At 61.4% G+C, this 13,847-nt stretch carries 15 protein-coding genes and 1 pseudogene; 3 read left to right on the forward strand and 13 right to left on the reverse strand.

What is annotated here, in order from left to right; translation table 11 throughout:
• Positions 1–49 precede the first annotated feature (49 nt).
• From LOY22_RS08325 to ccoN (LOY22_RS08370), 10 genes and pseudogenes are all read right to left on the reverse strand, one after another.
• On the reverse strand, positions 50–589 hold the full coding sequence (locus LOY22_RS08325; RefSeq protein ID WP_045200468.1) for a FixH family protein: 540 nt from the start codon (positions 587–589) through the stop codon (positions 50–52).
• A gap of 12 nt (positions 590–601) precedes the next feature.
• Positions 602–2,017, reverse strand: a complete 1,416-nt coding sequence (ccoG, locus tag LOY22_RS08330) for a cytochrome c oxidase accessory protein CcoG (RefSeq protein WP_045200470.1) — start codon at positions 2,015–2,017, stop codon at positions 602–604.
• A 251-nt stretch (positions 2,018–2,268) separates the two neighbouring features.
• The gene (gene ccoP / locus LOY22_RS08335) at positions 2,269–3,249 is read right to left on the reverse strand and encodes a cytochrome-c oxidase, cbb3-type subunit III (RefSeq protein ID WP_045200473.1); all 981 of its coding nucleotides are present in this window, start codon (positions 3,247–3,249) and stop codon (positions 2,269–2,271) included.
• Complete coding sequence (locus tag LOY22_RS08340; RefSeq protein ID WP_010225992.1) at positions 3,246–3,443, reverse strand: CcoQ/FixQ family Cbb3-type cytochrome c oxidase assembly chaperone; 198 nt, start codon at positions 3,441–3,443, stop codon at positions 3,246–3,248. The genes ccoP (LOY22_RS08335) and LOY22_RS08340 overlap by 4 nt, the downstream gene beginning before the upstream one ends.
• A 5-nt stretch (positions 3,444–3,448) precedes the next feature.
• Complete coding sequence (gene ccoO, locus LOY22_RS08345) at positions 3,449–4,057, reverse strand: cytochrome-c oxidase, cbb3-type subunit II (RefSeq protein WP_036994387.1); 609 nt, start codon at positions 4,055–4,057, stop codon at positions 3,449–3,451.
• Positions 4,057–5,498: pseudogene (gene ccoN, locus LOY22_RS08350) on the reverse strand (cytochrome-c oxidase, cbb3-type subunit I). The gene ccoO (LOY22_RS08345) and the pseudogene ccoN (LOY22_RS08350) overlap by 1 nt, the downstream one beginning before the upstream one ends.
• A gap of 487 nt (positions 5,499–5,985) precedes the next feature.
• Positions 5,986–6,933, reverse strand: a complete 948-nt coding sequence (ccoP, locus tag LOY22_RS08355) for a cytochrome-c oxidase, cbb3-type subunit III (RefSeq protein WP_093385416.1) — start codon at positions 6,931–6,933, stop codon at positions 5,986–5,988.
• Complete coding sequence (locus LOY22_RS08360) at positions 6,930–7,127, reverse strand: CcoQ/FixQ family Cbb3-type cytochrome c oxidase assembly chaperone (protein WP_010225988.1); 198 nt, start codon at positions 7,125–7,127, stop codon at positions 6,930–6,932. Before LOY22_RS08360 ends, ccoP (LOY22_RS08355) begins: the two co-directional genes overlap by 4 nt.
• Before the next feature lie 5 nt (positions 7,128–7,132).
• Entirely contained in the window at positions 7,133–7,741 is a 609-nt protein-coding gene (gene ccoO, locus LOY22_RS08365) for a cytochrome-c oxidase, cbb3-type subunit II (protein ID WP_038996265.1), read from the reverse strand.
• Positions 7,742–7,751: 10 nt separating this feature from the next.
• The gene (gene ccoN / locus LOY22_RS08370; RefSeq protein ID WP_038996264.1) at positions 7,752–9,176 is read right to left on the reverse strand and encodes a cytochrome-c oxidase, cbb3-type subunit I; all 1,425 of its coding nucleotides are present in this window, start codon (positions 9,174–9,176) and stop codon (positions 7,752–7,754) included.
• A gap of 49 nt (positions 9,177–9,225) precedes the next feature.
• Between ccoN (LOY22_RS08370) and LOY22_RS08375 the strand changes: the two genes are divergently transcribed.
• Positions 9,226–9,915 (forward strand): alpha/beta family hydrolase, encoded by a 690-nt coding sequence (locus LOY22_RS08375; RefSeq protein ID WP_093385412.1) that lies wholly within the window; start codon positions 9,226–9,228, stop codon positions 9,913–9,915.
• 78 nt (positions 9,916–9,993) lie between these two features.
• Here LOY22_RS08375 and LOY22_RS08380 read toward each other — a convergent pair whose 3' ends face one another.
• Both LOY22_RS08380 and LOY22_RS08385 read right to left on the reverse strand, forming a co-directional pair.
• Positions 9,994–10,278 (reverse strand): pyrimidine/purine nucleoside phosphorylase, encoded by a 285-nt coding sequence (locus tag LOY22_RS08380; protein WP_010225980.1) that lies wholly within the window; start codon positions 10,276–10,278, stop codon positions 9,994–9,996.
• 70 nt (positions 10,279–10,348) lie between these two features.
• Positions 10,349–10,900 (reverse strand): exonuclease domain-containing protein, encoded by a 552-nt coding sequence (locus tag LOY22_RS08385; RefSeq protein ID WP_045200482.1) that lies wholly within the window; start codon positions 10,898–10,900, stop codon positions 10,349–10,351.
• A gap of 207 nt (positions 10,901–11,107) precedes the next feature.
• On the opposite strand from LOY22_RS08385, the gene LOY22_RS08390 reads away from it, so the two are divergent.
• Complete coding sequence (locus LOY22_RS08390; protein WP_045200574.1) at positions 11,108–11,869, forward strand: ABC transporter substrate-binding protein; 762 nt, start codon at positions 11,108–11,110, stop codon at positions 11,867–11,869.
• 62 nt (positions 11,870–11,931) lie between these two features.
• A complete protein-coding gene (locus LOY22_RS08395; RefSeq protein WP_045200484.1) occupies positions 11,932–12,945 on the forward strand; it encodes a GNAT family N-acetyltransferase in 1,014 nt (337 codons plus the stop codon).
• Positions 12,946–13,008: 63 nt separating this feature from the next.
• On the opposite strand, the gene LOY22_RS08400 is transcribed toward LOY22_RS08395, so the two are convergent.
• Entirely contained in the window at positions 13,009–13,539 is a 531-nt protein-coding gene (locus LOY22_RS08400; protein ID WP_093385407.1) for an RNA polymerase factor sigma-70, read from the reverse strand.
• Positions 13,540–13,847 lie beyond the last annotated feature (308 nt).

A 13,847-nucleotide genomic window follows, 5' to 3' on the forward strand; every position in this document is an offset into this window, starting at 1 on the left:
GGATTCATTGCACCTGTGGGAGCGGGCTTGCCCCGCGATCAGCAACGACTTATTTCTCGAGGTGTTCAGCCCCTTGCAGCGCCTCGTCACCGAGTACCAGGGTCTTGTCGTGAGCGACTTCTTCTTCCTCGAACAGGCGCCAGACATGCGCGTCCTGGCTGCCCAGCAGCTCGACGAAACGCCGGCCCTCGACCTTGTCGCCAAGCTGGCCGAGGTAGCGGCCGGCTTCGCTGTCGCTGCGGGTCAGCATGATCTTGCGGTCCTTCTCCGGCTGGGTCGGCGAAATGAGGTTCAGCTCCAGGGTTTGCGGCTGGCTGTTGCCGGTCAGGCGCAGGTCGACTTCACCGGTCAGCGCGTCCAGGTGCACGCTGGCCTTGAGGTTGAGGGTCTGGGCCAGCAGCTCGCGGTCCAGCGAGCGGTTGATGCCTTTGCCGGCCTCGTAGTAGTTGTCGTTGACCAGGTTGTCCGGGTTGTTCACCGCGATGGTCACCATGGTCAGGCTGAGGGTCACCGAGGTGGCCAATACACCGATGATGATCCACGGCCAGAGGTGCTTGTACCAGGGGCTTGCGGCAGTTGCAGAAGGCATGGGCTCAGTCTCTTATCGAATTTGCGGGCCGATGAAGCGGCTCTTGGCTTCAACCTGGGTGGCGCTGTCGTCAGCGTCCTTGAGGGTGAAGATGACTTCGTTGGTGGTCGACGGCAGTTGCTCCGGCGCCATCGACAGTTGTACCGGCAGGCTGACGATATCGCCGGCCGCGACGCGGATTTCCCGTGCGCCCTCAAGCTTGAGGTCAGGCAGGCCGCCGGCTTCGAGCACGTAGACGTGGTCGCGCTGGTCCTTGTTCATGACCTTCAGGCTGTAGACGTTCTCGATCCGCCCCTGGGCGTTCTCGCGGTACAGCACGCGGTCCTTGCTGACGTCGAAACCGACCAGCGGACGCATGACGAACGCGGTAGTGAGCAGGCCGATCATGGTCAACAGCACCACGGCATAACCGATCAGGCGCGGGCGCACCATGTGGGTCTTCTGCCCCGACAGGTTGTGCTCGGTGGTGTAGCTGATCAGGCCTTTGGGGTAGTTCATCTTGTCCATGATGGTGTCGCAGGCGTCGATGCAGGCGGCGCAGCCGATGCACTCGATCTGCAGGCCGTCACGGATGTCGATGCCGGTCGGGCACACCTGTACACACATGGTGCAGTCGATGCAGTCGCCCAGGCCCTTGGCCTTGTAGTCCAGGTCTTTTTTACGCGGGCCACGGGTTTCGCCGCGGCGCGGGTCGTAGGAAACGATCAGGGTGTCTTTGTCGAACATCACGCTCTGGAAGCGTGCATACGGGCACATGTACACGCACACTTGCTCGCGCAGCCAGCCGGCGTTGCCGTAGGTGGCCAGGGTGAAGAAGCCGACCCAGAAATAGGCCCAGCCGTCGGCCTGGCCGGTAAAGAACTCAATCACCAGCTCGCGGATCGGCGAGAAGTAGCCGACGAAAGTCATGCCGGTGACAAAGCCGATGCTCAGCCACAGGCTGTGCTTGGCCAGCTTGCGCAGGAATTTGTTGCCGCTCATTGGCGCCTTGTCGAGCTTCATGCGCTGGTTGCGGTCACCTTCGGTGACTTTCTCGCACCACATGAAGATCCAGGTCCACACGCTTTGCGGGCAGGTGTAGCCGCACCAGACGCGGCCGGCGTAAACGGTGATGAAGAACAGGCCGAAGGCGGCGACGATCAGCAGGCCCGAGAGCAGGATGAAGTCCTGAGGCCAGATGGTGGTGCCGAAAATGTAGAACTTGCGCTCCGGCAGGTTCCACCAGACGGCCTGGTGGCCACCCCAGTTCAGCCATACCGTACCAAAGTACAGCAGGAACAGGACGGCGCCGCCGACCATGCGCAAGTTGCGGAACACGCCGGTGAAGGCGCGGGTGTAGATTTTTTCTCGGGAGGCGTAGAGATCGACGCTGCTGGTGTCTTTACTGGCAGGCGGGGTGACGTCATGTACCGGAATCTGCTTGCTCATCATTGAGTCCCACGGCAGTGGAGAAGTGCCGCGGCCAGTACCTGCCGGCCGCAGTCGAAAGCTTGCTGCTCTAGGGCGCATGATACGCCTGTCCTGCCGCCAGGGGGGAGGGGTGCGACCTTTGGCCGCGTTGGGGAATCGCGGTTAATAGTGTATTGGCCCGTGTCAATTGACACAGGTCATGGGACGGGACAGGGTCTATAAAAAAGCCCCGGCAGTTTCACTGACGGGGCTTTTGCCAGCTGGGCGAATTACTGCGCTTCAGCGGTTTTCTCAGGCTGGTGCGACAGGCTGTAGACATAGGCGGCCAGCAGGTGGACCTTGTCGTTGCCCTGGATTGCTTCCTGGGCAGGCATCTGGCCCTGGCGGCCGTAACGGATGGTCTGCTGCAGTTGGGCGAAGCTCGAACCGTAGATGAACGCGGTCGGGTGGGTCAGGTTGGGCGCGCCCATGGCCGGGGTGCCCTTGCCTTCAGGGCCGTGGCAGGCCACGCAGTTGGCGGCAAACAGCTTCTGGCCGTTGGCCGGATCCGCCTTGGCATCCTTGGGCAGGGTGCGGCCATCGAGGTTGGTCAGCACGTAGGCAGCAACGTCGGCAACACCTTGTTCGCCGATGACTTCGGCCCAGGCCGGCATCACCCCGTGACGACCGCCCATGATGGTGGCCTTGATGGTTTCCGGTTCGCCGCCCCAACGCCAGTCGTTGTCGGTGAGGTTAGGGAAGCCGTAGGAGCCCTTGGCGTCGGAGCCATGGCACACCGCGCAGTTGGAGGCGAACAGGCGCCCGCCCATCTTCAGCGCTTGTGGGTCCTTGGCCACTTCTTCAATAGGCATCGACGCGAATTTGGCGAAGATCGGCCCGAACTTGGCGTCCGAGCGGGCCATTTCCTTTTCCCACTCGTGCACGCCGGTCCAGCCGGCCTGGCCGTTGGCAAACTCGGTTTTCTTGTCGTTGTCCAGGTACTGGTAGCCCGGCAGGATGCCTTTCCAGTTACCCAGGCCCGGGTACAGCACCAGGTAGCCAAGGGCGAAAACGATGGTGCCGACGAACAGCATGAACCACCATTTTGGCAGCGGGTTGTCGTACTCCTCGATGCCGTCGTAGGCGTGGCCCACGGTTTCTTCAGTGGTTTCGCTGCGCTGGCCCTTGCGGGTGGACAGCAGCAGCCAGGTCAGGGCGAAGATGGTGCCCAGACTCAAAACGGTGACGTACAGACTCCAGAAGGTAGTCATTCGTTGTTACTCCTAGACGCTTTCGCTTGCGCTTGCTCGACGTGCTTGCTGGCTTCGGGATCATCCGCGAAGGGCAGCATGGTCGCTTCGTCGAACTCGGACTTGCGCCGAGAACTGAACACCCACAACGCCAGGCCGATAAAGGCCACCATCACCACGACGGTGCCCAGGCCACGAATCATCCCGATATCCATCAATGTCACCGTTTGCTTTTGATGATGGTGCCCAGGCCTTGCAGGTAGGCAACCAGGGCGTCCATTTCAGTCTTGCCCTTGACCGCGTCGCGGGCACCGGCGATGTCTTCATCGGTGTACGGCGTGCCGAGGGTGCGCAGGACTTCCATCTTCTTCACCGTGTCCTTGCCATCGAGCTTGTTCTCCACCAACCATGGGTAGGCCGGCATCTTCGACTCGGGCACGACGTTGCGCGGGTTGTACAGGTGAGCACGGTGCCAGTCGTCGGAGTAACGACCGCCGACGCGGGCCAGGTCCGGGCCGGTACGCTTGGAGCCCCAGAGGAATGGGTGGTCCCAGACGCTTTCACCGGCGACCGAGTAGTGGCCATAGCGTTCGGTTTCGGCACGGAACGGCCGGATCATCTGCGAGTGGCACTGCACGCAGCCTTCGCGGATATAGATGTCGCGGCCTTCGAGCTCAAGCGCGGTACGCGGCTTCATACCCTCGACCGGCTTGTTGGTGACGTCCTGGAAGAACAGCGGGACGATCTGGGTCAGGCCGCCGATGCTCACGGCGATGACCATGAAGAAGGCCAGCAGGCCGATATTCTTCTCGACTACTTCATGCTTCATCAGTGAGCTCCAACTACAGCGATCTGAGCGGCGGCTTCAGCTTCGGCCGGCTTCGAGGCGCGCACGGTACGGCAAACGTTGTACGCCATCAGCAGCATGCCGGAGGCGAAGAACGCACCGCCCAGGGCACGGACGATAAAGCCCGGATGGCTGGCCTGCAGGGCTTCGACGAAGGAGTAGGTGAGGGTGCCGTCATCGTTGATTGCACGCCACATCAGGCCCTGGGTGATGCCGTTGACCCACATCGAGGAGATGTACAGTACGGTACCGATGGTCGCCAGCCAGAAGTGCGCATTGATCAGGCCGGTGCTGTGCATCTGCTCGCGGCCGTAGACCTTCGGAATCATGTGGTACAAGGCGCCGATCGAAATCATCGCTACCCAGCCAAGGGCGCCGGCGTGTACGTGGCCGACGGTCCAGTCGGTGTAGTGCGACAGCGAGTTGACGGTCTTGATCGCCATCATCGGACCTTCGAAGGTCGACATGCCGTAGAACGCCAGCGAAACCACGAGGAAGCGCAGGATCGGGTCGGTACGCAGCTTATGCCAGGCGCCCGAGAGGGTCATCATGCCGTTGATCATGCCGCCCCAGCTTGGCGCCAGGAGGATGATCGACATGGCCATGCCCAGCGACTGTGCCCAGTCCGGCAGGGCGGTGTAGTGCAAATGATGCGGGCCGGCCCAGATGTACAGGGTGATCAGCGCCCAGAAGTGCACGATCGACAGGCGATAGGAGTAGATCGGGCGCTCGGCCTGTTTCGGCACGAAGTAGTACATCATGCCGAGAAAGCCCGTGGTCAGGAAGAAACCTACGGCGTTGTGGCCGTACCACCACTGGATCATCGCATCGGTGGCACCCGAATACGCCGAGTAGGACTTGAACAGGCTGACTGGCAACGAGGCGTGGTTGACGATGTGCAGCATCGCGGTAACCACGATGAAGGCGCCGTAGAACCAGTTACCGACATAGATGTGCTTGGTCTTGCGCTTGACGATGGTGCCGAAGAACACCACGCCGTAGGTGACCCAGACAATGGCCAGCAAAATGGCGATCGGCCATTCCAGCTCGGCGTATTCCTTGGTCGTGGTGTAGCCCAGCGGCAAGGTAATGAGCGCACCGACGATGACCGCTTGCCAACCCCAGAAGGTGAAGGCCGCGAGGCTGTCGGAAATCAGTCGCGTCTGGCAGGTTCGCTGCACGACATAGTAGGAAGTGGCAAACAGTGCACAACCACCGAAGGCGAAGATCACCAGGTTGGTGTGCAATGGGCGAAGGCGTCCGAAGCTCGTCCACGGCAGGTCCAGGTTCAGCTGGGCCAGACCAGTTGCGAGGCGATGAAGACACCAAGCCCCATGCCAAGGATCCCCCAGACCACCGTCATGATGGCGAACTGGCGGACGACCTTATAGTTATAAGCAGTCGGACTGATTGCTGTGCTCATTCTAAGGTTCCACGGTTTGGGTGTTTTTATAGGGTAAAAATCGGCGCAAGTATGTATAAACCGTGTGGTTATTGCAACGCGATGGCGCCCGCGCCGATCCTTGCCAAAGCCTGTTCCACGGCGGTTTCGAGCCTTTGTGGCGGGCAAATTGTACACAATTAATTATCTGATATGTGTACCAAAATTTGATTTTTCGTCTATGGCAAAGGCTTTCGATGAGCGCGTGCGCAGTACCGTTCATCACTCGCCGATCGGCGCTTGAGTCGGCCCCATCAGCCTTTGCGCAGAACCGCTGGCGAAAAATGCCCCAAAAAGGTGCAAACACACCGGCTGTTTCAGTCGCTGTGGCAACAAGCTTAGTTGTGATCGAGGGGGGTGCAAGGCGGGGGTAGGGCGGGGTGCGACACTTGGTCGCAAGGGGCGAAGGGAACCGCCGCATCGGGTGCCGATGCGGCGGTTTGAGTCAAGGCTCAGTTACTCAATCGTTTTACTTGGCAGACAGGCTTTCGCCTTGTGCAGGTTGCTCCTGGGACAGGCTGTAGACATAGGCGGCCAGCAAGTGGACCTTGTCGTTGCCCTGGATCGCTTCCTGGGCAGGCATCTGGCCCTGACGGCCGTAGCGGATGGTCTGCTGCAGTTGGGCGAAGCTTGAGCCGTAGATGAACGCGGTCGGGTGGGTCAGGTCCGGTGCGCCCATGGCCGGGGTGCCTTTGCCTTCAGGGCCGTGGCAGGCCACGCAGTTGGCGGCAAACAGCTTCTCGCCGTTGGCCGGATCCGCCTTGGCTTCCTGCGGCAGGCTGCGGCCATCGAGGTTGGTCAGCACGAAGGCGGCAACGTCGGCAACGCCTTGTTCGCCAATCACATCGGCCCAGGCCGGCATTACCCCGTGACGGCCGCCCATGATGGAGGCCTTGATGGTTTCCGGCTCGCCACCCCAGCGCCAGTCCTTGTCGGTGAGGTTAGGGAAGCCGTAGGCACCCTTGGCGTCGGAACCGTGGCAAACAGCGCAGTTGGAGGCGAACAGACGGCCGCCCATTTTCAGCGCCTGCGGATCCTTGGCCACTTCTTCCACCGGCATGGCGGCGAACTTGGCGAAGATCGGTCCGAACTTGGCGTCGGCCTTGTTCATTTCCTTTTGCCATTCGTTGGTCTGCGTCCAGCCGTCCTCATAGCCCGGCAGGATGCCTTTCCAGTTGCCCAGGCCTGGATAGAGGATCAGGTAGCCGACCGAAAACACCAGGGTGGCGACGAACAGCCAGAACCACCACTTGGGCAGCGGGTTGTCGTACTCCTCGATGCCGTCGAAGCTGTGGCCCATGGTCTGGTCGGTGGTGCCTTTGGTTTCGCCCTTGCGGGTGCCCAGCAGCAGCCAGGTCAGGCCGATCAGGCTACCGATGGTCAGTACGCAGATGTACGTACTCCAGAAGGTGGTCATTGCCCGTTACTCCTCGGTTCGGGTTCGTTGGCGGCAGGTGCCAGGCGGTCGTCGGCAAACGGCAGCAGGCTGGCTTCGGCGAATTCACGGTCACGCCGGCCGTTGAACACCCACAGCGACAGGCCAATGAAGGCGATGGCCACCAGCAGGGTGCCCAGGCCGCGCAATTGGCCGATATCCAGTGTGAAGTCCATGGCCCTTACCTCTTGTTCTTGATCGCGGTGCCGAGCACCTGCAGGTAGGCAACCAGCGCGTCCATTTCGGTCTTGCCCTTGAGCGATTCCACCGCGCCGCTGATGTCGGCATCGGTGTACGGCACGCCGAGGGTGCGCATGGTGCTCAACTTGGTCTCGGTGTGGCTGCTGTCGACCGGGTTGGCGACCAGCCATGGGTAGGCCGGCATCTTCGACTCGGGCACGACGTTGCGCGGGTTGTACAGGTGCGCACGGTGCCAGTCGTCGGAGTAGCGGCCACCGACGCGGGCCAGGTCCGGGCCGGTGCGCTTGGAACCCCAGAGGAACGGGTGGTCCCAGACGCTTTCACCGGCGACCGAGTAGTGGCCGTAGCGTTCGGTTTCGGCGCGGAACGGACGGATCATCTGCGAGTGGCACTGCACGCAGCCTTCACGGATGTAGATGTCGCGGCCTTCCAGTTGCAGCGCGGTGTAGGGCTTCATGCCTTCCACTGGCTTGTTGGTGACGTCCTGGAAGAACAGCGGAACGATCTGGGTCAGGCCGCCGATGCTGACGGCAAACACCATCAACAGCACCAGCAGGAAGACGTTCTTCTCGATTACTTCGTGTTTCATCAGGGTCTCCTCAGGCCAGCTGCGCAGCGGCAGGGGCGGTCGCGGCCACCGGGGCACGTACGGTGCGCCAGGTGTTGTAGGCCATCAGCAACATGCCGGTGAGGAAGATCGCCCCGCCGACGAAGCGCACGATGAAGCCTGGGTGGCTGGCCACCAGGGTTTCGACGAAGGAGTAGGTCAGCGTGCCGTCTTCGTTGACTGCGCGCCACATCAGGCCCTGGGCGATGCCGTTGACCCACATCGAGGCGATGTAGAGCACGGTGCCGATGGTCGCCAGCCAGAAGTGCGCGTTGATCAGGCCGAGGCTGTACATCTGCTCGCGGCCAAACACTTTCGGGATCATGTGGTACAGGGCGCCGATCGAGATCATCGCAACCCAGCCAAGGGCGCCGGCGTGTACGTGGCCGATGGTCCAGTCGGTGTAGTGCGACAGGGCGTTGACGGTCTTGATCGCCATCATCGGGCCTTCGAAGGTCGACATGCCGTAGAACGCCAGCGATACCACGAGGAAACGCAGGATCGGGTCGCTGCGCAGCTTATGCCAGGCACCCGAGAGGGTCATCATGCCGTTGATCATGCCGCCCCAGCTTGGCGCCAGGAGGATCAGCGACATGATCATGCCCAGCGACTGCGCCCAGTCGGGCAGGGCGGTGTAGTGCAGGTGGTGGGGACCTGCCCAGATGTACAGGGTGATCAGCGCCCAGAAGTGCACGATCGACAGGCGATAGGAATACACCGGACGCTCGGCCTGTTTCGGCACGAAGTAATACATCATGCCCAGGAAGCCTGCGGTCAGGAAGAAGCCTACGGCGTTGTGGCCGTACCACCACTGGACCATGGCGTCGGTGGCGCCACCGTACAGCGAGTAGGACTTGGTCAGGCTGACCGGAATTTCCAGGTTGTTGACGATGTGCAGAATTGCCACGGTGATGATGAACGCACCGAAGAACCAGTTACCCACATAAATGTGCTTGGTGGTGCGCTTCATCAGGGTGCCGAAGAACACCACGGCGTAGGCCACCCAGACAATGGTGATCAGGATGTCGATCGGCCATTCCAGTTCGGCGTACTCCTTGGAGCTGGTATAACCCAGCGGCAGGCTGATGGCAGCCAGCAGGATCACCAATTGCCAGGCCCAGAAGGTGAAAGCCGCCAGGCGTGGCGAGAACAGGGTGGTCTGGCAGGTACGCTGGACCGAGTAGTAGGAAGCGGCGAACAGTGCGCAACCACCGAAGGCGAAGATCACCGCGTTGGTGTGCAAGGGTCGCAGGCGGCCGAAGCTGGTCCAGGGGAGGTCGAAGTTGAGCGAAGGCCAGACGAGTTGCGCGGCGAGAAAAACGCCGAGCCCCATCCCGACGATTCCCCACACCACCGTCATAATGGCGAATTGGCGGACCACCTTGTAGTTGTAGGCGGTACTGCTGGTTGTGTTCATGTATGGGTTCCCATCCACGGTTATAGGCAGACTAAACAGCGAGGCAAGCATGAGTAATGGGCAACTGGCCGGTATTGACGGGGATCAATGGGCGCGGCTGGTCAAAAGCCGCGGCTGGCTGTGGAATGCCCCGCAAAATCAGGGGGATGGCCAGCATTCGGGGTGCCTGATCCTGGCCCATGGCGCGGGTGCGCCGATGGACAGCGGGTTCATGGAGGAAATCGCGCAAAGGCTGGCGGAGCAAGGGCTGGGGGTGCTGCGCTTCGAGTTTCCCTACATGGCCCAGCGACGCATCGATGGTGGCAAAAGGCCGCCAAATCCCCAGGCCAAACTGCTCGAATGCTGGCGTGAGGTGTACAGCCAGGTGCGACCATTGGTCACTGGGACGCTCGCGATCGGTGGCAAGTCCATGGGCGGGCGCATGGCCAGTCTCGTGGCCGATGAGTTGGGCGCTGATGCGCTGGTGTGCCTGGGCTATCCGTTCTATGCCGCGGGCAAGCCGGAAAAACCACGGGTGGCGCATTTGGCCGGATTGCAGACACCGACCCTGATTGTTCAGGGCGAGCGCGATGCCCTGGGCAACCGGCAGACGGTGGAAGGTTATGCGCTGTCGTCAGCGATCGAGCTGTGCTGGCTGCAGGCGGGGGATCATGACCTGAAGCCGCTGAAGGCTTCGGGGTTCAGCCATGCCGATCATCTGGCGACGGCGGCGCAGAGGATCACAGGTTTTTTGCACTGATGGTAGGAGCGGGCTCGCCCGCGATTACGGCGGTGTGGCCACTCGCTGATCGCGGGGCAAGCCCGCTCCTACAGCGGCTTAACCGCGATACTCGCACAGGTAAGCCGTATCAACCGCCACCTTGAGCTGGAACTTGCTGTTGGCCGGGACATTGAACTGGCTGCCGGCGCTGAAAGTTTCCCAGTTGTCGCTGTCTGGCAGTTTGACCGTCAACGCGCCCGAGACCACGTGCATGATTTCGCGCTGGGCAGTGCCGAACTCGTATTCACCCGGGGCCATTACGCCAACCGTGGCCGGACCTTCAGCGGTGCCGAAGGCGATCGACTTGACCGTGCCATCAAAGTACTCGTTGACTTTAAACATGGGCGACTCCTGAACAGGGGCTAAAAAGGCAGGCCAGTATGCCCAAGGCCCGCAGCGTCGTCATCCGCTTTCAGGTGCCATTGGCCGGCAGGGTCAGGGGCAGCAGGCGGGCAGTGTTGCGCGCGTCTTCCAGGGCGCGGTGCTGCTGTCCGCTGAACTGCAGGCCGGCCAGTTGCAACGCGCCATTGAGGCCCAGCGGGCGCTGCAACTGGCGGGCCTTGGCGAAGCGTTGCTTGAGGTTGATGTGCGGCAGGGTCTGCAGCAGGCTGGCGAGCTGGTACTGCTGCCACTCCTGCAGCAGTTGCTTGCGGTCGTAATCGCCCCAGCTGACCCAGCCCTCCAGGTGCTTGGCATGATGGCCGAGCCAGCGCTCGAACTGCGCCCAGACCTCGGTGAAGGTGGCCGCAGTGTCGACGTTGGCCTGGCTGATGTGCGTCAGTTCACGGCAGAACGGCGTCAGTTGCGGACGCCGGCGCGGGCGCACGAAACGCTGGAAATGCCCGACTTCACGGCCCTGGCGATCCACCAGGGTCGCGCCGATTTCGATGATTTCCATATCCGTGACCGGCCAGCCGCCATCGTCTGTGGTTGCTTCAAGGTCGATCACCAGCCAATGGCCCATAGTAGGCTCCCATACAAGACTCGATAGAGCGTAGCCAAACTCGGGCGCGGCGGGTATCCCCTGGCGTTTTGCCTGCTGCGCTTGGCATAACCGACAGTTGTGCAACGCCCGGAAAACGCCTAGCTTAGGCGGATTCCGGTTCAAATCCGCAAAGAGTGTGTTGCTTTGAGTTCGACGCCCATGCCACAGGCCGTGCCCTTGCTGTTCATGCTTGCCGCGACCTGGCTGTCGCCCTCAGCCTGGGCAGCAGAGGAAATCGAGGTCAAGGTCGGCGCAGCGCATTTTCCACCCTATACCGTACGGCCCGAGCAGGGCGCCGATACCGGCCTGTTGCCGCAATTGATCGAGGCGCTCAACAACACCCAGCAACGTTATCGCTTCGTCCTTGTGCCGACCTCGATCCCGCGTCGTTTTGGCGACTTCCAGCAGGGGCGCACCGACATGGCGATCTTCGAAAACCCTGAATGGGGCTGGCAGCAGATCCCCCATGAAAGTGTCGACATGGGCCTGGAAGACGCCGAAGTCTTCGTCACCCATCGCCAGTCCGGCCGCGATCAGCATTACTTCAACGACCTCAAGGGCAAGCGCCTGGCGTTGTACAGCGGCTATCACTACGCCTTCGCCAGTTTCAATCCCGACCCCAAGTACCTGGCCGACACCTACAACGCGACCCTGACCTATTCCCATGACAGCAACCTGCTGATGGTTCAGCGTGGCCGCGCCGATATCGCCCTGGTGACCCGTTCTTACCTGAGCGATTTTCTCGTACGTAACCCGCAAAGCGCCGACCAGCTATTGGCCTCCGACCGGGTCGACCAGGTCTACCATCACTACGCACTGCTGCGTCCGGGTGCGCCGATCAGCGCGCCGGCGTTTGCCAGGTTGTTGCAGTCGCTGCGCGACAACGGCGCGATGCTGAAAATCTTCCAGCCCTATCGCATCAGCGTCAGCACGCCCAAGGGCGACTAAATTTGCCTGCACAGGCTACGTTCACAAGGGTGAGCCGATCATTCCTTCCGTGAGCCTCGATCATGCCATTCGATTCCGCTTCGCCGACTTTGTCCTTGCCGCGCTGGCGCAGCCTCAGCGCCGATGAAGGTGATTGCCACCTGAGCCTGGTACTTGAAGGCAGCCCGTTGGTGCGGGTGCGCCTGCAGCGGGGCGAGACCTTGCAGGTGCAGCTTGAAGACTACGCGCGCGACCGCGCGCAGCAAGCCCTGTGGGCTGTCTGTTACTGGTTGTTTGCACGCGACCCTGGTTGTCAGCGCCTGACCTGGCAGCTGCATGAAGCGCCGCAGGACGCCCTGAACAGCGGCTTGCTGGTCAGCACACCGAGCCCGGGCCAGTACCTGTGCGAACGCAGCCTGTTCTGGCAATTGCCACAACCCTGGCTCGGCCAGCCCTTCGCAGGCGTGTACCCGCAGCAGATGCAGCTCAGTGACGGCAAGCGCCATCCCCGCCGCGCACCAAAACCGCGTGGCGAAGTGTATCGGCGCTTCGATGCCCGGCTCGGCGCCTGGATCTCGTTACGTACCCTGGAAATCGATCAGGACCTGGAGCGTTTCAACCGCTGGCAGAACAACCCGCGGGTGCTCAACTTCTGGCAGGAGGGCGGCAGCCTCGAACAGCACCGTGACTACCTGAGCAAGCTCGAAGCCGATCCGCACAGCCTGACCCTGATCGGTAGCTTCGACGACCAGCCGTTCGCCTACTTCGAAGCCTACTGGGCCAAGGAAGACCGCATCGCGCCATTCTATGCGGTGGACGACTACGATCGCGGCATCCACATGCTGGTGGGGGAGGAGCAGCATCGTGGCCCGCACAAGGTCGCCAGCTGGTTGTCAGCGCTGGTCCACTACCTGTTCCTGGACGATCCGCGCACCCAGCGAGTAGTGGCCGAGCCACGTGCCGACAACGGCAAGATGATCGGCTACATGCACGAGCAGTGTTTTCATTGCGAGAAGGAGTTCGACTTTCCGCACAAGCGTGCGGCATTGATGATTCTGGGGCGGGAGCGGTTCTTCGAAGGTTGCAGGTTGCTTTGACCCTCAAGCGCGGCAAGCGGCATCACTACCCACTTGCCGCCTGAAGCTTGCAGCTTGTCGCTCTCAAGCCCTCTGGCTTGAGACTTTCCGACAATGTACCAGGGCATCGCGAATCATGAAGTTGACCAGGGTCGGCGAGACGCCCAGTTCCTTGGCGATGTCTTTTTGTGGCACGCCGTGCAGGCGGTACATTTCGAAGGCGTAGCGGGTGCGCTGGGGCAGGTCGTTGAGCGCCTCGGCAATGTGTTCCAGGGTGGCGAAGTTGATATGCGTGGCTTCTGGCGAAGCCCCCTGGATAACGACGTTCAGGCCTTCCTCTTCGCTGCCGGAGTATTTGAGCTCCATGGCCTGCTTGCGGTAGTGGTCGATGGCCAGGTTGCGCACGATCTGGAACAGGTAGCTGAGCTGGGCCTTGAACGAGGAGGTGATCTGCGGCGCTGCGCTGAGCCGGAAGAAGGCATCCTGGACCACGTCTTCGGCCCGGGAGCGACAGCCGGTAATGCGCGCGGCAATCTTCACGAGGATGCTGCGGTTGTCGACAAACGCCTGGAGTAACGGTGAATCGCACTTACTTGTGGATAGTTGTTCCGCCATGGAAATCACCTTATCTCTAAGAGGGAAGTGGAGCGCTCCAGTTTCGGAGGCTTCCTACGACGTGCGACAAACTATTCGTAATGATAATTATTGTCAAATGCGAAAGTTAATAAGTCTCTATGCTTTTTGGTTCTAAGCTTTTACTTTGTGACCGGCTTCAAACTCCAGATTTTTTCACCCGGCCCGACCGGCTGCGCACGTCTTAATTATTTCCTCCGGCCATCCGTTCCTCTCTGTACATCCTCGGCTCCGGCAAGGCGCAACGCGGTGCCAGTGTGCCCGCCCTGCGCTGGCCGAGACCTGATTTC

The sequence above is a fragment of the Pseudomonas sp. B21-035 genome (assembly GCF_024748945.1).
Taxonomy (GTDB): domain Bacteria; phylum Pseudomonadota; class Gammaproteobacteria; order Pseudomonadales; family Pseudomonadaceae; genus Aquipseudomonas.